Below are 19,302 nucleotides of genomic sequence, written 5' to 3' on the forward strand. Positions count from 1 at the left end.
GCGCTGATCCCGGCGGCTCGACTACCGTCGTCCTGTGAGCACCGACAGCACGCCCCCTCCCGAGCCCGACCAGCCGACCTTCGCCGACCTCGGCCTCGACGACCGCGTGGTCCGGGCGCTCAAGGACATCGGCTACGAGACCCCCTCGCCGATCCAGGCCGCGACGATCCCCGCGCTCCTCCAGGGACGCCACGTCGTCGGGCTCGCGCAGACCGGCACGGGCAAGACCGCGGCCTTCGCGCTGCCGGTCCTCAGCCAGCTGGACCCCAAGCAGAAGTCGCCCCAGGCACTCGTCCTCGCGCCCACCCGCGAGCTGGCGCTGCAGGTCTGCGAGGCCTTCGAGAAGTACGCCTCGCGGATCCCCGGCGTGCGCGTGCTGCCCGTCTACGGCGGGCAGGGCTACGGGGTGCAGCTGAGCGCCCTTCGCCGTGGTGTGCACGTCGTCGTGGGCACCCCCGGCCGGATCATGGACCACCTCGAGAAGGGCACGCTCGACCTGTCGCAGCTGCGCTTCCTCGTCCTCGACGAGGCCGACGAGATGCTCAAGATGGGGTTCGCCGAGGACGTCGAGACGATCCTCGCCGAGACACCCGAGGACAAGCACGTCGCGCTGTTCTCCGCGACGATGCCCGCCCAGATCCGCCGCATCTCCAAGAAGCACCTGACCGACGCGCTCGAGATCACCGTCGAGCGCAAGACTGCGACGGCGCCCAACATCACCCAGCGCTACCTCGTCGTGTCCTACCCGCAGAAGGTGGACGCGCTCACCCGCATCCTCGAGGTGGAGAACTTCGAGGCGATGATCGTCTTCGTGCGGACCAAGCACGAGACGGAGACGCTCGCCGAGCGGCTGCGAGCCCGAGGCTTCTCGGCCGCAGCGATCAACGGCGACGTCGCCCAGGCCCAGCGCGAGCGGACCGTGGCCCAGCTCAAGTCCGGCCGGCTCGACATCCTCGTGGCCACCGACGTCGCCGCCCGCGGTCTCGACGTCGAGCGGATCAGCCACGTCGTCAACTACGACATCCCCACGGACACCGAGTCCTACGTGCACCGCATCGGTCGCACGGGTCGGGCCGGGCGCTCCGGTGACGCGATCTCCTTCGTCACCCCCCGCGAGCGCCACCTGCTGAAGTCGATCGAGAAGGCGACCCGCACGACCCTGGCCGAGATGCCGATGCCGTCCCCCGAGGACGTCAACGCCACACGGCTGGGCCGGTTCGACGACCGGATCACGGCCGCGCTCGCCTCGTCCGACCTCGCGACCTTCCGCGACGTCATCGCGCACTACGTCGAGGAGCACGACGTGCCGGAGGGCGACGTCGCCGCCGCCCTGGCGATCGTCCTGCAGGGCGACGAGCCGATGCTTATGGGTCCCGACCCCGTGCGTCCGCCCAAGCGCGAGCGGACCGAGCGCCCACCGCGTCGTGACGACCGTGGCGACAACCCGGACCGGGCGAAGGGGGGCAAGCGCGGCCCACGCGGTGCCTCCGGCCCGATGGGCACCTACCGGATCGCCGTGGGGCGCCGGCACAAGGTCGAGCCGCGTCAGATCGTCGGCGCGCTCGCCAACGAGGGCGGCCTGAGCCGTCAGGACTTCGGGCACATCGACATCCGCGGGGACCACTCGATCGTCGAGCTGCCGTCGCCGCTGCCGCCCGGCACGGCCGACCGCCTGCAGAGCACCCGCATCTCCGGCCAGCTCATCGAGCTCAGCGAGTCCGGGGAGCCCGGCGGACGACGTGACCGGAAGCCGCACCGCAAGGGTCCGCGCACCTGATGGCTCCCGAGCTCGACCCCGTCGACCGGCTCCTGGTCGACGAGCTCGGTGACCTCCCGTCGGGCCGTGTCGCGGTCGTCGGTGACGATCACGGTGCGCTCACCTCGGCGGTCGCGGACCTGGCCGGGGGCGATGTCATCGCGCACAGCGACAGCATCGTCAGCGAGCAGCGGGTCGCCGCGGCGGGAGGCACGGTCGTCCCCGACCTGGCCGAGGCGCTCACGGGGGCCCGGCTCGTCGTGCTGCGCCTGCCCGGCTCGCTCGACGCCCTCGACGAGATCGCCCGCACCGCGGCGGTGGTCGGCGCGGACGACGTCCGCGTCGTCGCCGGCGGCCGGGTCAAGCACATGACCCGGTCGATGAACGAGGTGCTCGCGGCGAGCTTCACGGACGTGACGGCCAGCCTCGGCCGCCAGAAGTCACGCGTCCTCCACGCCTCCGGCGCCCGTGCGGTCGAGCAGACCTGGCCGCGCTCACGCCACCACGACGACCTCGACCTGACCGTCCACGCGCACGGGGCGGTCTTCGCCGGAACGCGGCTGGACGCGGGGACGGCACTGCTCGTCGCTCAGCTCGACCGGGTCGGTGGCACGGAGGGCACCGTCGTCGACCTGGGCTGCGGCACGGGGATCCTCGCCGCGCTGCTCGCGCGGCGGTTCGACGACGTGGTGGCGGTGGACGTGTCCGCCGCGGCGGTGGCGTCGACGCGCCTGACGACGGCCGGTGCGGTCGAGGTGCGCCGCGGGGAGGGGCTGGTCGGCTTCGACGACGTGTCGGTCGCCGCGATCGTCAGCAACCCGCCCTTCCACGTCGGCACGGCCAAGGACTCCACCCCGACGCTCGAGATGATCGACGACGCCGCCCGCGTCCTCGTGCCCGGGGGTGAGCTGGTGCTCGTCTACAACGCGCACCTGCCGTACCTGCCGCGCCTGCGCGGGGTCGGCGAGACCGAGATCCTCGTCCGCGACCGCAGCTACCTCGTCACCCGGACCTTCCGCGCCTGACATGACGAAGGGGGGAGCCGCCCACCCGGGCGGCTCCCCCCTTCGTCATGGGGTCGGTGGGCGGTCAGCCGAGGGCCTTGACGGCCGCGTCGTAGTCGGGCTCCTGGGTGATCTCCGGGACGAGCTCGGTGTGCAGGACCTTGCCGTCGGCGTCGAGGACGACGACCGAACGGGCGAGGAGACCGGCCATCGGGCCGTCGGTCATCGTCACGCCGTAGTCCTCGCCGAAGGAGGAGCGGAAGGCCGAGCCGACCTTGACCTTGTCGATGCCCTCGGCGCCGCAGAAGCGGGCCTGGGCGAAGGGGAGGTCCTTGGAGACGTTGACGACGGTCGTGTCGTCGAGGGAGGCGGCGAGCTCGTTGAACTTGCGCACGCTCGCGGCGCAGACGCCGGTGTCGATACTCGGGAAGATGTTGAGCACGACGCGACCGGGGACGTCGGCGGAGGTCAGCGCGGAGAGACCGTCACCGACGAGGTCGAAGGCCGGGGCGCTCGCGCCGGCGGCCGGCAGCTCGCCGGCGGTGTTGACGGGGTTGCCCTTGAATGCAGTGGTAGCCATGCCCCATGCCTACACCCCGGACGAGGCCATCGCCACCACGGGTCTGCAGTGCGGTCAGTCGAGCAGGGCCTGGACGACGAGCACGGCGGGCACGACGACGGCGGCCGAGAGGCCGAGGCCGCCCATGACGAGCGCGCCCCTGGCCTCCGCGTCGAGCGTCGCCCGCCAGCCGGCCATCCGCATGATCTCCCGGACCGGCTCGTTGATCTCGTCGGTGGAAAACTCGTAGTCGACCCGCCGCCTGAAGCCGTCGAGGCCGAGGCCGTACTCGATCCGCCGCGTGTACCCCCACTGCCGTCCGGAGGCGACCCCCAGCTGGGCGCCGAGCCGGGTCGGTCCCGCCGAGGTCTCCAACCGGCGCGACTCGTCGGTCCGCCGGATCACCCCCGGCCGGCCCGTGGGGACGAACCGGGTGACGAAGGTGTGCCGCAACCGGTGGGTCGTGGCGACGTGCTGCCACCGGGTGTCGACGAGGTCGGCCCGCACGAGGATCGAGCTGCCGTTGCTCATCACGACGTAGGGCGTGCCCTCGAAGGCCTGGGCGAGTGCCGGGGCCAGCCACTCGTAGGGCCAGGGGTCCTTGCGGTCGGTCGCCGGGGGAAGGGGGCGGGACGGCGCCTCGACGACGACGTGACCCCCTTCGTCCACGAGGTCCGGGTCGGTCTCCCGCAGGAAGCCGACGAGTCCCGCGGACGTCACGATGGTCCCCACCGCCAGGAGGAGGGTCCACGCGAGCGCGGCCCACGGCTGCCCGTCGGCGACGAAGAGGACGGCGCCGCCGAGGAGCATCACGGTGAAGGCCGCGATGAGGGCGGCGAACATCGCGGCCTTCGTGCGGCGGGACATCATGCGGGAAGCGCCCCCGGGCCCGGGACGTGGGCGGCGTGGCCATCGGCGCGCAGCCGGGCGCGCAGCCGCTCGGCTGCCTCCTCGAAGCGCTCGTCGCTGACGTCGCGCATCGGCGCGTGCGGGTCGAAGTCGTCGGGCGAGAAGGCCGGCCACGTGTGGATGTGCAGGTGCGGCACGAGGAAGCCCTCGAGCAGCATCCCGATCCGCGGCGCCGCCCACTCCGCCTGCTGCGCGCGGCCGATGGTCATCGCGACCCGCTGCAGGTGCGCCCACGTCTGCTCGTCGGCGTCGGTCCACTGCTCGAGCTCGGCACGCGGCACGACCATGGCGTGACCGTCGGTGAGCGGCTCGATGGTCAGGAAGGCCACGCAGGTCTCGTCGGACCACACGAACCGACCCGGGATCTCGCCGTCGATGATCTTGGTGAAGAGAGTCGCCATGGCCCTCACCCTAGGGTGGAGGCATGCCACAGGTCAGCGCCGACGTGCACGTCCCCATCAGCCCCGACCTCGCCTTCGCCGTGTCGCAGACGACCGGCGCGGTCCGCCGCCGCTGGGACCCCTTCATCCGCGAGCAGCGCTTCCTCGACGGGGCGAGCGAGCCCGGGGTGGGGGTGCGCATGTACACGCGGTCCTCCTTCGCCGGGCCGGTCTCACCGAGCATGGTCAGCGAGTACGTCTCGTGGCGACCGCCGACCTCCGTCGGGATGACGATGGTCAGCGGACCGTGGTTCTTCGCCCGCTTCGGCGGCGGGTGGCGCTTCCAGCCAGACGGCGACGGCACGCTCGCGGTGTGGAAGTACACGTACGACGTGCGTCCCGCCCGGCTGCAGCGCATCGCCCACCCGATCGGCCAGTGGTTGCTCGGCCGCGAGATCGCGGCGCGCATCGAGGGGTTCGCCCGCGGGTGCCGTGACGAGCAGGTGCTCGCCGCGGCCCGGGCCGACATGGCGCGGCGCGAGGAGGCGGCATGAGCCCCCTTCGCCTCGCGGGCTGCCAGTGGACCGCCACGGCGGACCCGGCCGACAACCTGCGACGCATCGACGAGCTCACCGGCCGCGCGGCCGGTCGGGGTGCGCGGCTCGTCGTCCACCCGGAGGCGGCGATGGCTCCCTTCTCCCGGCGGCTCGACACGGCCGCCGAGCCGCTCGACGGACCCTTCGCCGACGGGGTGCGCGCGCTCGCCGAGCGGCACGGGGTGACGGTCGTCGTCGGGATGTTCACGCCGGCGGACGCGATCACGACCGGTGCGGGCCAGCAGCGCTCGCGGGTGCACAACACCCTGCTCGTCACCGGTCCCGGCACCACCGAGACGACCTACCGCAAGATCCACCTCTACGACGCCTTCGGCAGCACGGAGTCCGAGACGGTGGCACCCGGCGACGAGGTGGTGACCGTCGACGTCGACGGGTGGCGGGTCGGCCTGGCCACCTGCTACGACGTGCGCTTCGCCGACCAGTTCACCGAGCTCGGCCGCGCCGGCGCCGAGCTCGTCGTGCTGCCCGCCTCGTGGGGCGACGGTCCCGGCAAGGCCTCGCAGTGGGACCTGCTCACCCGTGCCCGGGCGCACGACGCGCAGGCCTGGCTGCTCGCCGTCGGCCAGGCGTGGACGCGCGAGTCGGTCGACGGGCCCTACGGCATCGGCCGGTCCGTCCTCGCCGACCCGACCGGCGAGGTGCGCGCGCGGTTGGGCGGGGGAGAGGACGTGCTCGTGGCCGAGATCGACGGGGAAGCGGTGGCCGCCGCCCGCCGGAACGTCCCCCTGCTGGACTGACTCACGGGTACGACGTGCACTGGTGGCCGACGGCGAGTCCTGGCGTTCGGGATCTCGGGGTTCCCGGCTCGTGGGCGCTCGCGAGTGCACGTCGTACCCGCGGGTCACGCAGGGCCACGGTCCGCGCGACGAGGTCGCGCACCCGCTCCGGGTGGTTCATCACCATGTCCCAGGTGAACCGGAGGACCACCCAGCCGTCCGCAACGAGCCGGTCGTAGCGGATGCAGTCGCGCTCGAGGGACTCCCGCTGACCGTGCCACTCGAAGGAGTCCGCCTCGAGCACCAGCCGTAGATCCTCGTCGGCCAGGTCGACGATGCCTACGAGACCCGCGTCGTCGTCGATGCGCACCTGGGGTCGCACCGTCAGACCGGGGACGTCCGAGACGATCCAGCGCAGGACCGACTCGAAGGGGTTGGCTGCGAGGGGATGAGCGGCGCGGATCAACCCGTCGACCCTGCGCCGGTGGCGGAGCGGCAGGCCCGGGGCGGCCGAGAGCAGCTCGTCCCGCGTGACCACGCCCTCGCGCAGGGCCGAGTCGGCGACGGCGAGTGCCTCGTCCGGTGGCAGCAGGCTGGCGCAGTCGAGGACGGTCCGCACGCGGGAGGTCACCCAGCCCCCTTCGCGGTCGTCCGGCGATACGTCACGGAAGCGCACGTCGAAGCGACGCCGGACCGCCGGCGGCACCTTGCGATTGCGGGGGAGCGCGATCTGGGGCCTGGTCGGCACCCACTTCGTCGGCCAGTCCCAGTGCGCGGCAGCGCTCAGCAGGATGGCCGTGCCGGTGACCTCGTGCGCCGCCCGGCGTCCGGCGCGGGCCAGGTCGCTGCGGTCGACCCGTTCTGTCGTCGGCGGCGGGGACGGCACGGCATAGCGGCCACGCGCGGGGCGATCCACGGACCCGGCAGCCAGGGCTCGGCGCAGCTCGTGCTCGCTCACGCGCTGGAGCAGCTCGGCGCGGGAGGCGCACCCGCCGAGCTCGGCGAGGACCTCCTCCACCTGCATGGGATGCATCCTCGCGCCCACCGCCCGGGCGCGCCGGCAGTTGTCCACAGGTTCGTGACGCGCGAGTACGACGTGCTCTCGTGAGGGTCCTTGGCGGCGCGGTCCCGCGGCGTCAGGGGCCGCGGACTCCGCGGGAAGCCGAGTGCACGTCGTACCCGCGGATCGACCGGGGGCGGCGCCCCCTTCGCCGGCTCCTAGACTGTCCCGCATGGCTGACCTCTCCCGCGACGACGTGGCGCACCTGGCCTCGTTGGCCCGCATCGACCTCTCCGACGCCGAGCTCGACCGCATGGTCGGCGAGCTCGCGACCATCATCTCCTCCGTCGAGGCCGTCTCGCAGGCCCCGATCGAGGGCGTCGAGCCGATGAGTCACCCGATGCCGATCGTCAACGTCACCCGCCCCGACGAGGTGCGTCCCTCGTTGACCCCCGAGCAGGCCCTCGCGATGGCGCCGGCCTCCGAGGTCGAGCGCTTCGCCGTGCCGCGCATCCTCACCGAAGACTGAGCCAGAAGGACCTTGATGAGCGACCCCACCCGCATGACCGCTGCCGCGCTCGCCGACGCGCTGGCCTCCGGCGACCTCTCCTCCGAGCAGGTCACCCGCGCCCACCTCGACCGCATCGAGGGGGTCGACGAGCAGGTCGGCGCGTACCTCCACGTCGCGGGCGAGTCCGCGCTCGCCGAGGCCCGCGCGGTCGACGAGCGCCGGGCGAAGGGGGAGACCCTCCACCGTCTCGCCGGCGTCCCGATCGCCGTCAAGGACGTCATGACGACGACCGGCATCCCGACGACCGCCGGGTCCCGGATCCTCGAGGGCTGGATCCCGCCGTACGACTCCACGGTGGTCACCCGGCTCAAGGCGGCCGGACTGCCGATCCTCGGCAAGACCAACATGGACGAGTTCGCCATGGGGTCCTCGACCGAGCACTCGGCCTACGGCCTGACCCGCAACCCGTGGGACCTCGAGCGCATCCCCGGCGGCTCCGGCGGTGGCTCGAGCGCTGTCGTCGCGTCCTGGCAGGCGCCGCTCGCGACCGGTACCGACACCGGCGGCTCGATCCGCCAGCCCGCCGCCGTCACCGGCTCGGTCGGCGTCAAGCCGACCTACGGCGGCGTCTCCCGCTACGGCCTCATCGCGATGGCCTCCTCGCTCGACCAGGCCGGCCCGTGCGCCCGCACGGTCCTGGACACCGCGCTGCTCCACGAGGTCATGGCCGGGCACGACCCGCTCGACTCGACGTCCATCGACCAGCCGGTCCCCGACGTCGTCGGCGCCGCCCGGCGCGCGGACGTCACGGGCATGCGCATCGGCATCGTCAAGGAGCTCACCGGCGAGGGCTTCTCGCCGCTCGTCCAGGCGCGCTTCGACGAGTCGGTGCAGCACCTCGTCGACGCCGGCGCCGAGGTCGTCGAGGTCTCCTGCCCCAACTTCGTGCACGCCCTCGGCGCGTACTACCTGATCATGCCGAGCGAGGCGAGCAGCAACCTCGCCCGCTTCGACGCGATGCGCTACGGTCTGCGCGTCTCCCCGCAGGGTGTCGAGGACCCGAGCGCCGAGCAGGTCATGGCCGCCTCGCGCGACGCGGGCTTCGGTGACGAGGTCAAGCGCCGCATCATCCTCGGCACCTACGCCCTGTCGTCGGGCTACTACGACGCCTACTACGGCAGCGCGCAGAAGGTACGTCGCCTCATCGCCGACGACTTCGCGAAGGCCTTCGAGATCGCCGACGTCCTCGTCAGCCCGACGGCCCCGACGACGGCCTTCCGCTTCGGCGACAAGACCGACGACCCGATGGCCATGTACCGCGGCGACATCGCGACGATCCCGGCCAACCTCGCCGGTGTACCCGGCATGTCGCTGCCGAGCGGCCTCGCCGAGGACGGGCTGCCCGCAGGCTTCCAGGTCCTCGCGCCCGCCATGGCCGACGACCGCCTCTACACCGTCGGCGCCGCCCTCGAGCAGCGCCTCGTCTCCGCCTGGGGCGGGCACCTGCTCGAGCAGGCCCCCGAGCTGGCCATCACGAAGGGAGCCTGAGACATGGCGACGACCACCACCGACGAGGTCCTCGGGTACGACGGGGCCCTGGCCACCTTCGACCCCGTCATGGGTCTCGAGGTGCACGTCGAGCTCGGGACGAGCACCAAGATGTTCTGCGGGTGCGCGACCGGCTTCGGCGCCGAGCCCAACACCCAGGTCTGCCCGGTCTGCCTCGGTCTGCCCGGCGCCCTCCCGGTCGTCAACGCGACCGCTGTCGAGTCCGCGATCCGCATCGGCCTGGCGCTCAACTGCGAGATCGCGCAGTGGTGCCGCTTCGCCCGGAAGAACTACTTCTACCCGGACATGCCGAAGAACTTCCAGACCTCGCAGTACGACGAGCCGATCGCCTTCGACGGGTACCTCGACGTCGACATCCCGGCTGCCTCCGGCGAGGGCACCGAGACCTTCCGGGTCGAGATCGAGCGCGCCCACATGGAGGAGGACACCGGCAAGAGCCTGCACGTGGGTGGGTCCACCGGTCGCATCCACGGCGCCGAGTACTCGCTCGTCGACTTCAACCGTGCCGGCATCCCGCTCATCGAGATCGTCACCCGGCCGATCGTCGGTGCGGGGGAGCGCGCCCCCGAGGTCGCCAAGGCCTACGTCGCCGCGCTGCGCGACCTGCTGCGTGCCCTGGACGTCTCGGACGTGAAGATGGAGCAGGGGTCGATGCGCTGCGACGTCAACCTCTCCCTTCGTCCCAAGGCGGGCGAGGACCCGGCCGGGCCCGCCCAGCTCGAGGTCCCGCTCGGCACCCGCACCGAGACCAAGAACGTCAACAGCCTGCGCTCGGTCGAGCGGGCGGTGCGCTACGAGGTCTGCCGCCACGCCGCGGTGCTCACCGGTGGCGGCTCGATCCTGCAGGAGACCCGCCACTGGCACGAGGACACCGGCGCCACGACGAGCGGCCGTCCGAAGTCCGACGCCGACGACTACCGCTACTTCCCCGAGCCCGACCTCGTCCCCGTCGCCCCGAGCCGTGAGTGGGTCGAGGAGCTGCGCGCCACCCTGCCCGAGCCGCCGGCCGAGCGCCGCAAGCGGCTACAGGACGACTGGGGCTACTCCGACCTCGAGATGCGCGACGTGCTCAACGCCGGCGCCGTCGAGCTGATCGAGGCCACCGTCGCCGCGGGCGCCAAGCCGCAGGCCGCTCGCAAGTGGTGGCTCGGTGAGCCCTCACGCCGCGCCAACACGCAGGGCGTGGACCTCGTGACCTACGCGGAGCAGGTCGGGGTCACCCCGCAGCACGTCGCCGAGCTCGAGTCGATGGTCGGCGCGGGCCGGCTCAACGACAAGATGGCCCGTCAGGTCCTCGAGGGCGTCCTCGACGGCGAGGGCACGCCGACGGCCGTCGCCGACGCGCGCGGGCTGGAGCTCGTCCAGGACGACGGTGCCCTCGAGGCGGCCGTCGACAAGGTCATCGAGGCCAACCCCGACGTCGCGGACAAGATCCGCGGCGGCAAGGTGCAGGCCGCGGGCGCCCTCATCGGCCAGGTGATGAAGGAGATGCGCGGTCAGGCCGACGCCGGCAAGGCGCGCGAGATCATCCTCGCCAGGCTCGGCGCCGAGGGCTGAGGTCAGGCGGGTCCGTACCCGCCGATCGTGCCGTAGCGCTTGGTGCCGGAGAGGATCGGCTTGCCGGCGAAGGACCCGTGCGGGGTGGCGTCGCGCCACCACGAGTAGAAGGTCCCGTCACCGTCGTCGGTCACCGCGGACGACGCGTACAGCCGGAAGTCGGCGTCGAAAGGCCACGCCCTCGACCCGCTGACCCCCATGAGGTAGTCGCGCTGGGTCGCCCGGGTGCCGCTGCTGCTGACCCAGCCGACCCACGGGTTGTCGGGGGTGTTCTTCAGCCAGATCGTCTGCCGGTGCGTGCACCGCGCGGAGGCCCAGCGGGGTGAGACGCTCGCGCCGCTCGGGCAGTAGAACGAGCGGATGAAGCCGCTCACCCGACCGTTGTCGGTGCGCAGCCTGACCTGGTGCCGGTTGCCGCGGATCGGCGAGCCGAACTCGACGGTCCACGCGCCGCCGAGCACCACCTCGGACTGCGCGTACCGGTGGTGGGTCGTCGGCGGGTCCTCGATGGTGGGTGCGGCCTGGGCGGTGCTCGTGAGCGCGAGGCCCGCGGTGCAGAGGCCGGACGTGACGATGGTGCTGAGCATCCGCTTCATGGCGGTGTCCTCTCGGGGTGCGGGGACGTCTCCCCACGGGACATCCCTGACCTCCATGGACCCACCGCGGTCGCACCGCGTCCATGGGTAGTTGTACCCATGCCGGATGGCCCCGGCCTACCATCGGCGCATGGTCACCGTCTCCTTCCCCGACCGCAGCTGGCTCGACGACGTCGGTCCCGTCGACGGCATGACGCCCGTCGTCTGGGACCCGCGCACCGGACCCCCCGGTGAGGCGGTCGACCTCTACATCGCCCCGTACATGACCCGGCCCGACGGCGTCGCCGTCGTCGCCGAGCAGCCCTCGGTGCGGCTCGTGCAGCTGCTGTCCGCAGGCTTCGACAACATCGTGCCGGTGCTGCCGGACGGCGTCGCCCTCGCCAACGCGAAGGGGGTCCACGACGCGGCCACCGCCGAGCTCGCGCTCGCCCTCGTCCTCGCCTCGCAGCGCGGCTTCGACGAGTTCGCGCGGGCACAGGCGAAGGGGGAGTGGCTGCCCCGGCAGTTCCGGCCCGGTCTGGCCGACAAGCGCGTCCTCGTCCTCGGCTACGGCTCCGTGGGGCGGGCGATCGCCGAGCGGCTCGCCCCCTTCGAGGTCACGACGACGGCGGTCGCCGCGCGCGCCCGCGCCGGCGACGACCTCGTCGACGCGGTCCACGGCACCGACGAGCTGCTCGACCTGCTCCCCGAGCACGACATCGTCATCTCGGTCCTGCCCGGATCGGACGCCACCGCGCAGATGCTCGGTGAGGAGGCCCTGTCCGCCCTCGCCGACGGCTCGCTCGTCGTCAACGTCGGGCGCGGGACGGCCCTCGACACGGAGGCGGCGCTGCGGCACGCGGGCCGGTTGCGCTTCGCGCTCGACGTCACCGACCCCGAGCCCCTGCCCGAGGGCCACCCCCTCTGGTCGGCGCCGGGCGTCATCATCAGCCCCCACGTCGGTGGCGTGACCGAGGCCTTCCGGCCGCGTGCGGTGACGATGCTGCGCCGTCAGATCGCCGCGATGGTCGCGGGTGAGCAGCCGATCAACCTCGTCCACGCAGGCTGAGCGCCCCCGCCACGGTCACGGACGCAGGCGGAGCACCCGGTCGTCCCCGTCGCGGGGCTCCCCGCGGAAGGTGTTGCTGGTGAGCACCCACAGGCTCCCGTCGGGCGCGCGCTCGACGTCCCGCAGCCGCCCGTACTCGCCCTGCAGCAGCCGCTCCGGGGTGCCGACCCGCAGGTCGTCACCGCTGCCGGTGACCGGCACGCGCCACAGGCTCTCGCCGCGCAGCGCGGCCATGACGATCGACCCGTCCCGCTCGACGGCGATGCCGCTCGGGGAGGCGTCGGCGGTGGACCACGTGGCGACGGGGTCGACGAACGCCTCGCGGCCCCCTTCGCCCTCGACCTGCGGCCAGCCGTAGCTGCCGCCGCGGGTGATGCGGTTGAGCTCGTCCCAGGTGTCCTGACCGAACTCGCTGGCCCACATCGTCCCGTCCTCCCGCCACGCCAGCCCCTGGACGTTGCGGTGGCCCGAGGTCCACACGGGGGAGCTCGCGACCGGGTTGCCCGGTGCCGGCTCGCCGTCGGGCGTGATCCGCAGGATCTTGCCGCCGAGGCTCGCCGGGTCCTGCGCGGAGTCGGTGTCGCCGGCATCACCGGTCGCGACGTAGAGGTAACCGTCGGGACCGAAGGCGATGCGCCCGCCGTTGTGGTTGCCCGCCTTGGGGATACCCGTGAGCACCGGCTCGACGTCACCGATCCCGCTGGCGCCCAACGTCATCCGCAGCACGCGGTTGTCCTCGGCGGTGGTCGCGTAGACGAAGAGCGTGTCGTCCTGGGCGAAGTCGGGGGAGACGGCGAGCCCCAGGAGACCCCCTTCGCCCTCGGCCACGACACCCGGGACGGTCCCGACCGCCTGCTGCTCGCCGTCGGAGATCCGCACGACGTCACCGCTGTCGCGCAGCGTCACCAGCGCGTCACCGCCGGGGAGGAAGGCGAGGTCCCACGGCACCTGGAGATCGGTCGTCACCACCGTGACAGCGCCCTCCACGGTGGTGCCCGACGAGCCCGACGAGCCGGACGAGGACGGGGCGGACGAGGACGTCCGGGACGACGAAGGGGAGGTCCCGCCTCCTTCGTCCACGGAGCCGCAGGCCACCAGCCCGAGCGTCAGGCCCAGGGCGAGGGTGGTGCGGACGGCGCGGCGCGTCATGTCCCGACGCTACCGCTGCGCAGGGGTGGCGCGCAGGTGTGTCGCGGGCCACACTCGGGGCATGACGACGTCAGCAGAGGACCGGACCCTGATCCTGCTGCGGCACGCCGAGCCCGAGCCGGGCCGTGCCGGTCAGGACGACCGCGAGCGCCCCCTGTCCGAGCCGGGCCGCGCCCAGGCGCAGGAGGTGGGCCGCTGGCTGCGCGAGCGGGGTCTGGGCTGCGACGAGGTCATGTGCTCGCCCGCCCTGCGCACCCGGGAGACGATGCAGGAGGTCGCCGAGGCCGGGTGCGCGGAGGCCGAGGTCCGGATCGAGCACCGGTTGTACAACGCCGACGCCGAGGACGTGCTCTCCGTGGTGCGCGAGTCGACGGACGACGCGAGCGTGCTCCTCGTCATCGGCCACGCGCCCGGGCTCCCCGCGGCCGCGAGCCTGCTCGCCGACGGCGAGGGCCGGGCGCACGCGCACGAGTGCCTGGGTCAGGGGTTCCCGCCGGCCGCGGCAGCGGTGCTGCGCTTCTCGGGGCACTGGGAGGACCTCGCCTTCGGGGCGGCGCAGCTGGACGACTTCCGCCTGCCCTGAGCGCCCGCCTGCGGGGGAGGACTCCCCATGGCGCGCGCCCGGCGCGGGCGCCAAGATGTCCACCGGGGCGGCCACCGGGGCCGCCACCACCACACCAGGGGAGTCATCCATGAAGTCCGTCATCACCCGTGCCGCCGTGGCGTCCGCCGCCGTCGCGCTCACCGCCACGACCCTCGCCACCGCGCCCGCCGGCGCGGCCGTCACCCAGGACTCCTCGTCCGCGGCGACGAACTACTACGGCGCCATCGCCCTCAACACCCGCACCCTCGCCGTCGGCACGTCGGTCAACGCCAAGTACCGCAGCAGCGCCCAGAGCGCGGCCCTGAAGCGCTGCAAGCAGTACAGCTATTCCTCCTACTGCACGAACGTCGTGTGGGTCAGCAACGGGTGCGCCGCCGTCGCGGTCAAGTACGACTCCAAGAACCGCCCGGTCCGCTACGGCAGCGCGTACGGCAAGTACAAGTGGCCCACCGTGCGCCTGGCCAAGAAGCGCGCCATGGGCACCTCGACGGCCGGCACGGTGAAGACCCGCGTGTACCTCTGCACGACCCGGTACTACTGATCGGTCGTCCCTCGTCGTCCCTCACACCGGGATCGCGAGGTGGCGGAAGGTCGCGGTGACCTCCATGCCGACGTGCTCGTACAGGCCGAGCGCACCGGTGCGCGAGTCGGTCGACAGCCCCGCACGGGCCAGCCCGCGCCGACGTCCTTCCGCGAAGGAGTCCGCGAGCAGGGCACGGCCCAGGCCGAGGCCGCGGTGCGGGGCGGCGACGGCGAGCTGGTCGACCCAGAGCATCCCGTCCTCGCTGCCGATGACCATCGCCATGGCCACGACGCGGCCCTCGCGGTCGCGCACGACGCGGCAGCGCCACGGCGCGGCCTCCTCGCCCTCGAGGAAGTCGGCCGCCCACTCCTCGTAGCTCGTCGGGCGCCGGCCGGGCCACTCGTCGAAGGCGGCCTCCTTGACCAGGTGCACGGAGTGCATCTCCTCGGGCCGCCCCTCGCCGAGCGTGAAGCCGTCGGGGAGCGCCTGCTCGGGCAGGCGGCGGTCGGCCGGCAGCTCGAGGATCCAGGAGTCCCAGGTCGCGGTGCCGCCGGCCGCGTCGAGGAAGCGGTGGGCGGGACTGCCGACGGGCACCGTCTGCGAGACCTCCGGGTCACCTTGGTTGCGGGCCACGACCATGGCGTGGTCGAGCAGGGCGCGCCCGATGCCGCGGCCGCGGTGCGAGGCCGCGACGACCGCGTCGAGGCGACCGTGCGCCCCGACGACGAGGTAGCCGACGAGGCGGGTGCCGTCGAGGAGGGCCAGCGAGCGGTGGTCGAGGTCGGTGGTCGGCAGCCGCCAGGCCCGCTGCACGTCGACCAGCTCCGTGATCGGCTCCGCCAGCGACTCGGCCTCGTCGGCGCGGGCGAGCGCGACGACCGCCTCGGCGTCCGTGGCCCGGAGCGGGCGGACGGTGAGGTCCACGCCTGCCGGCAGGGCGAAGGGGGTCGACGCTGCGGTGCTCATGGAAGGGAGGATCCTCCACTTCCCGGGCGGTGTCACGGGGATTGTCGGCGGCACTCCCTTCGCCTGCGTCCGGATGGTGGACGCTGCCGTCTCATTCATTGACACGGGGGAGGCGGCGGGGGAGAGTAACGACATGGTCCTCCTCCTCGTACTTCCCCGGCGCGCTGCCTGAGCGACGACGTCGTCGACGCAGCGCGCGCCCTTCATGTCCGTACCCGGACTGAGGGGCTTTTTCATGCCAGGAGAAGATGTGAGGAGCAGGACGGATGGCACGACTGACCGAAGGACACACGGTGACTGACACGACCAGCAGCGCCCCGAGCCCGGCCGCGATGGCGCGCCGGGCGGAGGCTCGACCGACCCCCGAGCAGGTGACGGGAGCGAAGAGCCTCGTCCTCTCCCTCGAGCACGTCGGCGCGGAGGTCGTCTTCGGCATCCCCGGCGGCGCCATCCTGCCCGCCTACGACCCGCTCATGGACTCGACGAAGGTGCGCCACATCCTCGTGCGGCACGAGCAGGGCGCCGGCCACGCCGCCGAGGGCTACGCCTCCGCCACGGGCAAGGTCGGGGTGTGCATGGCCACCTCCGGGCCCGGGGCCACCAACCTCGTCACCGCCATCGCCGACGCGCACATGGACTCCGTCCCGATGGTCGCGATCACCGGCCAGGTGGCCTCCGCCGCCATCGGTACCGACGCCTTCCAGGAGGCGGACATCCGCGGCATCACCATGCCGATCACCAAGCACAACTACCTCGTGACCGACGCGGCGCAGATCCCGCGCGTCATCGCCGAGGCCTTCCACATCGCCGGTACCGGTCGCCCCGGTCCCGTGCTCGTGGACATCTCCAAGGACGCGCTGCAGGCCACCACCACCTTCGCGTGGCCGCCGCAGATCGCCCTGCCGGGTTACCACCCGGTGACGCGTCCGCACGCCAAGCAGATCCGCGAGGCCGTGCGCCTCATGGCCGCCGCCCGCCGGCCGGTGCTCTACGTCGGCGGCGGCGTGATCCGCTCCGGCGCGCACGTCGAGCTGCTCCGCTTCGCCGAGCTCACCGGCATCCCGGTGGTCACGACCCTCATGGCGCGGGGCGCCTTCCCCGACGGGCACCGCCTGCACCTCGGCATGCCCGGGATGCACGGGTCCGTCGCGGCCGTGACCGGCCTGCAGCGCAGTGACCTGCTCATCACGATCGGTGCCCGCTTCGACGACCGGGTGACCGGTCACCTGCCGTCCTTCGCCCCGGGGGCCAAGGTCATCCACGCCGACATCGACCCGGCGGAGATCTCGAAGAACCGCACCGCCGACGTGCCGATCGTCGGCGACGCCAAGGCGATCCTTGGTGAGCTCATCGCCGCCGTCGAGTCCGGCTCCGGTGACGCGGCAGACGTCAACCCGCACACCTACGCGGTCTGGGCAGCGGAGACCGCGGGCTGGTCCCAGACCTACCCGGTCGGCTACCAGTCGCACGGCGAGGGCGCGCTCATGCCGCAGGAGGTCATCGAGGCCATCGGCCGGGCCGCCGGTCCCGAGGCGATCTACGCGGCGGGCGTCGGCCAGCACCAGATGTGGGCCGCGCAGTTCATCGACTACGAGCGCCCCAACTCCTGGCTCAACTCCGGCGGCGCCGGGACGATGGGCTACTCCGTGCCGGCGGCCATGGGCGCCAAGGTCGGCGAGCCCGACCGTGTCGTGTGGTCCATCGACGGCGACGGCTGCTTCCAGATGACCAACCAGGAGCTGGCGACCTGCGTCATCAACGACATCCCGATCAAGGTCGCGATCATCAACAACTCGAGCCTGGGCATGGTCCGCCAGTGGCAGTCGCTCTTCTACAACGAGCGCTACTCCAACACCGACCTGCACACCTCGGTCGGCAGCCGCATCCCCGACTTCGTCAAGCTCGCCGAGGCCTACGGCTGCGTCGGCTTGCGCTGCGAGCGTCCCGAGGACCTCGAGGCGACGATCGCCGAGGCGATGTCGATCAACGACCGCCCCGTCGTCGTCGACTTCGTCGTCGAGCGCGACGCCATGGTGTGGCCGATGGTGGCCGCCGGCGTGAGCAACGACGAGATCCAGATCGCCCGGGACTCCGCGCCCCAGTGGGACCGCGAGGAGTCAGAGGCCATCGAGCAGCCGACCGACGCCGACCACAGCGACTCCCAGGGAAAGTGAGCGCAGGCCACCCATGAGCACGAAGCACACCCTGTCCGTCCTCGTCGAGAACAAGCCCGGCGTCCTCGCCCGGATCTCGGCGCTGTTCTCCCGTCGCGGGTTCAACATCGACTCGCTGGCCGTCGGCCCCACGGAGCACCCCGAGGTCTCCCGGATGACCGTCGTCGTCGAGGTCGACCTGCTCCCGCTCGAGCAGGTGACCAAGCAGCTCAACAAGCTCGTCGAGGTGCTCAAGGTCGTCGAGCTCGACCCGCTGGCCTCGGTCACGAGCCAGGTCGTCCTCGTCAAGGTGCGCGCCGACGCGACCAACCGCAGCGCCATCCTCGAGACCGCGCAGATGTTCAAGGCCAAGATCGTCGACACGACGCCCGAGGCGATGACCCTGCACGTGTACGGCAACTCCGACAAGATCGCCGCGATGCTCGAGATCCTCGAGCCCCACGGCGTCAAGGAGCTCGTCCAGTCCGGCGTCGTGGCCATCGGCCGCGGCCCCCGGTCCATCACGGACCGGTCCAGACACTGATCCCTTGCGTCGTCGGCTCGCCGGACGCGAGACGATGACGCCCAGACTCGACTGCAGTATCGACACCACAAGGAGAAGAGCCACATGGCCGCTGAAGTGATCTACGACGACGACGCCGACCTGTCCATCATCCAGGGCCGCAAGGTCGCCGTCATCGGCTATGGCTCGCAGGGCCACGCCCACGCGCTCAACCTGCGCGACAGCGGCGTCGACGTGCGCGTCGGCCTGCGCGAGGGCAGCTCGTCCCGGGCCAAGGCCGAGGCCGAGGGCCTGAAGGTCCTCACCCCGAACGCCGCCGCCGCCGAGGCGGACGTCATCGTCATCCTCGCCCCCGACCAGGTGCAGCGCCACCTCTACGCCGACGAGATCGCCTCCGCGCTGGGCGAGGGCGACGTCCTCGTCTTCGGTCACGGCTTCAACATCCGCTACGGCTACATCCAGCCGCCGGCCGGCGTCGACGTCATCCTCGTCGCGCCGAAGGCCCCCGGCCACACCGTGCGCCGTGAGTTCGTCGACGGCCGTGGCATCCCCGACATCATCGCGGTCGAGCAGGACGCGTCGGGCCGGGCGTGGGAGATCGCCAAGTCCTACGCCAAGGGCATCGGTGGCACCCGTGCGGGCGTCATCACCACGACCTTCACCGAGGAGACCGAGACCGACCTCTTCGGCGAGCAGGCCGTCCTCTGCGGTGGTGTCTCGCACCTCGTCCAGGCGGGCTTCGAGACCCTGACCGAGGCGGGCTACCAGCCGGAGATCGCCTACTTCGAGGTCCTCCACGAGCTCAAGCTCATCGTCGACCTCATGTGGGAGGGCGGCATCGCCAAGCAGCGCTGGTCCTGCTCCGACACGGCGGAGTACGGCGACTACGTCTCCGGCCCGCGCCTGATCGACCAGGGCGTCAAGGACCGCATGCAGGGCGTCCTCAAGGACATCCAGGACGGCACCTTCGCCACCCGCTTCATCGAGGACCAGGACAACGGGGCCGTCGAGTTCACGCAGCTGCGCGAGAAGGAGGCCGGCCACCCGATCGAGGCCACCGGCAAGGCGCTGCGCGCGCACTTCGCGTGGAAGTCGGGCGACGACGACTACGTCGAGGGCTCGGCCGCTCGCTGACGCGAGCACCCAGGACTCCCGTCGCGGC

General features: G+C 72.4%; 20 protein-coding genes. 13 read left to right on the forward strand and 7 right to left on the reverse strand.

Going from position 1 to position 19,302, the window contains the following annotated elements:
- Nucleotides 1–34: 34 nt before the first annotated feature.
- Nucleotides 35–1,777: a DEAD/DEAH box helicase gene (locus tag V3C34_RS07470; RefSeq protein ID WP_338538447.1), complete on the forward strand. Its 1,743-nt coding sequence runs from the start codon at nucleotides 35–37 to the stop codon at nucleotides 1,775–1,777.
- Entirely contained in the window at nucleotides 1,777–2,781 is a 1,005-nt protein-coding gene (locus V3C34_RS07475) for a class I SAM-dependent methyltransferase (RefSeq protein ID WP_346008439.1), read from the forward strand. Before V3C34_RS07470 ends, V3C34_RS07475 begins: the two co-directional genes overlap by 1 nt.
- A 64-nt stretch (nucleotides 2,782–2,845) precedes the next feature.
- On the opposite strand, the gene tpx is transcribed toward V3C34_RS07475, so the two are convergent.
- Genes tpx through V3C34_RS07490 form a run of 3 tightly spaced genes read right to left on the reverse strand, consistent with a single transcriptional unit; the run spans nucleotide 2,846 to nucleotide 4,629 of the window.
- The gene (gene tpx / locus V3C34_RS07480) at nucleotides 2,846–3,340 is read right to left on the reverse strand and encodes a thiol peroxidase (protein ID WP_068325226.1); all 495 of its coding nucleotides are present in this window, start codon (nucleotides 3,338–3,340) and stop codon (nucleotides 2,846–2,848) included.
- A 54-nt stretch (nucleotides 3,341–3,394) separates the two neighbouring features.
- A complete protein-coding gene (locus tag V3C34_RS07485; protein ID WP_169701924.1) occupies nucleotides 3,395–4,189 on the reverse strand; it encodes a hypothetical protein in 795 nt (264 codons plus the stop codon).
- The gene (locus V3C34_RS07490; RefSeq protein ID WP_068325224.1) at nucleotides 4,186–4,629 is read right to left on the reverse strand and encodes an HIT family protein; all 444 of its coding nucleotides are present in this window, start codon (nucleotides 4,627–4,629) and stop codon (nucleotides 4,186–4,188) included. The genes V3C34_RS07485 and V3C34_RS07490 overlap by 4 nt, the downstream gene beginning before the upstream one ends.
- Before the next feature lie 23 nt (nucleotides 4,630–4,652).
- On the opposite strand from V3C34_RS07490, the gene V3C34_RS07495 reads away from it, so the two are divergent.
- Both V3C34_RS07495 and V3C34_RS07500 read left to right on the forward strand, forming a co-directional pair.
- Nucleotides 4,653–5,162, forward strand: coding sequence for an SRPBCC family protein (locus V3C34_RS07495; protein ID WP_346008440.1), 510 nt, complete (start codon nucleotides 4,653–4,655; stop codon nucleotides 5,160–5,162).
- Nucleotides 5,159–5,962, forward strand: coding sequence for a carbon-nitrogen hydrolase family protein (locus tag V3C34_RS07500; protein ID WP_338538442.1), 804 nt, complete (start codon nucleotides 5,159–5,161; stop codon nucleotides 5,960–5,962). Before V3C34_RS07495 ends, V3C34_RS07500 begins: the two co-directional genes overlap by 4 nt.
- Nucleotide 5,963: 1 nt before the next feature.
- On the opposite strand, the gene V3C34_RS07505 is transcribed toward V3C34_RS07500, so the two are convergent.
- Nucleotides 5,964–6,965: a type IV toxin-antitoxin system AbiEi family antitoxin domain-containing protein gene (locus tag V3C34_RS07505; RefSeq protein WP_346008441.1), complete on the reverse strand. Its 1,002-nt coding sequence runs from the start codon at nucleotides 6,963–6,965 to the stop codon at nucleotides 5,964–5,966.
- Nucleotides 6,966–7,173: 208 nt separating this feature from the next.
- Here V3C34_RS07505 and gatC point away from each other — a divergent pair, with 208 nt between their 5' ends.
- Genes gatC through gatB form a run of 3 tightly spaced genes read left to right on the forward strand, consistent with a single transcriptional unit; the run spans nucleotide 7,174 to nucleotide 10,578 of the window.
- Complete coding sequence (gene gatC / locus V3C34_RS07510; protein ID WP_068325220.1) at nucleotides 7,174–7,470, forward strand: Asp-tRNA(Asn)/Glu-tRNA(Gln) amidotransferase subunit GatC; 297 nt, start codon at nucleotides 7,174–7,176, stop codon at nucleotides 7,468–7,470.
- A 15-nt stretch (nucleotides 7,471–7,485) separates the two neighbouring features.
- Nucleotides 7,486–9,000, forward strand: a complete 1,515-nt coding sequence (gene gatA / locus V3C34_RS07515) for an Asp-tRNA(Asn)/Glu-tRNA(Gln) amidotransferase subunit GatA (protein ID WP_068325219.1) — start codon at nucleotides 7,486–7,488, stop codon at nucleotides 8,998–9,000.
- A 3-nt stretch (nucleotides 9,001–9,003) separates the two neighbouring features.
- Entirely contained in the window at nucleotides 9,004–10,578 is a 1,575-nt protein-coding gene (gatB, locus tag V3C34_RS07520) for an Asp-tRNA(Asn)/Glu-tRNA(Gln) amidotransferase subunit GatB (RefSeq protein WP_346008442.1), read from the forward strand.
- A gap of 2 nt (nucleotides 10,579–10,580) precedes the next feature.
- Here gatB and V3C34_RS07525 read toward each other — a convergent pair whose 3' ends face one another.
- On the reverse strand, nucleotides 10,581–11,174 hold the full coding sequence (locus V3C34_RS07525) for a hypothetical protein (RefSeq protein WP_068325217.1): 594 nt from the start codon (nucleotides 11,172–11,174) through the stop codon (nucleotides 10,581–10,583).
- 130 nt (nucleotides 11,175–11,304) lie between these two features.
- Here V3C34_RS07525 and V3C34_RS07530 point away from each other — a divergent pair, with 130 nt between their 5' ends.
- Complete coding sequence (locus V3C34_RS07530) at nucleotides 11,305–12,222, forward strand: NAD(P)-dependent oxidoreductase (protein ID WP_068422478.1); 918 nt, start codon at nucleotides 11,305–11,307, stop codon at nucleotides 12,220–12,222.
- A gap of 15 nt (nucleotides 12,223–12,237) precedes the next feature.
- Here the strand turns inward: V3C34_RS07530 and V3C34_RS07535 are convergent, their stop codons facing one another.
- Nucleotides 12,238–13,371: a PQQ-dependent sugar dehydrogenase gene (locus tag V3C34_RS07535; RefSeq protein ID WP_338538437.1), complete on the reverse strand. Its 1,134-nt coding sequence runs from the start codon at nucleotides 13,369–13,371 to the stop codon at nucleotides 12,238–12,240.
- 61 nt (nucleotides 13,372–13,432) lie between these two features.
- Here V3C34_RS07535 and V3C34_RS07540 point away from each other — a divergent pair, with 61 nt between their 5' ends.
- Both V3C34_RS07540 and V3C34_RS07545 read left to right on the forward strand, forming a co-directional pair.
- Nucleotides 13,433–13,954: a SixA phosphatase family protein gene (locus tag V3C34_RS07540; protein WP_068325214.1), complete on the forward strand. Its 522-nt coding sequence runs from the start codon at nucleotides 13,433–13,435 to the stop codon at nucleotides 13,952–13,954.
- Nucleotides 13,955–14,063: 109 nt separating this feature from the next.
- Nucleotides 14,064–14,516, forward strand: coding sequence for a DUF4189 domain-containing protein (locus tag V3C34_RS07545; protein ID WP_068422472.1), 453 nt, complete (start codon nucleotides 14,064–14,066; stop codon nucleotides 14,514–14,516).
- 21 nt (nucleotides 14,517–14,537) lie between these two features.
- Here the strand turns inward: V3C34_RS07545 and V3C34_RS07550 are convergent, their stop codons facing one another.
- Nucleotides 14,538–15,464 (reverse strand): GNAT family N-acetyltransferase, encoded by a 927-nt coding sequence (locus V3C34_RS07550; protein WP_346008443.1) that lies wholly within the window; start codon nucleotides 15,462–15,464, stop codon nucleotides 14,538–14,540.
- 332 nt (nucleotides 15,465–15,796) lie between these two features.
- Between V3C34_RS07550 and V3C34_RS07555 the strand changes: the two genes are divergently transcribed.
- The 3 genes from V3C34_RS07555 to ilvC all read left to right on the forward strand — a co-directional run bounded on the left by V3C34_RS07555 (nucleotide 15,797) and on the right by ilvC (nucleotide 19,274).
- Entirely contained in the window at nucleotides 15,797–17,638 is a 1,842-nt protein-coding gene (locus V3C34_RS07555; protein WP_068325515.1) for an acetolactate synthase large subunit, read from the forward strand.
- A 13-nt stretch (nucleotides 17,639–17,651) separates the two neighbouring features.
- Entirely contained in the window at nucleotides 17,652–18,161 is a 510-nt protein-coding gene (gene ilvN, locus V3C34_RS07560; RefSeq protein ID WP_068325211.1) for an acetolactate synthase small subunit, read from the forward strand.
- An 84-nt stretch (nucleotides 18,162–18,245) separates the two neighbouring features.
- Entirely contained in the window at nucleotides 18,246–19,274 is a 1,029-nt protein-coding gene (gene ilvC, locus V3C34_RS07565) for a ketol-acid reductoisomerase (RefSeq protein ID WP_068325210.1), read from the forward strand.
- Nucleotides 19,275–19,302: the final 28 nt, after the last annotated feature.

The organism is Janibacter terrae (assembly GCF_039636765.1).
GTDB classification, from domain to species: Bacteria; Actinomycetota; Actinomycetes; order Actinomycetales; family Dermatophilaceae; genus Janibacter; species Janibacter terrae.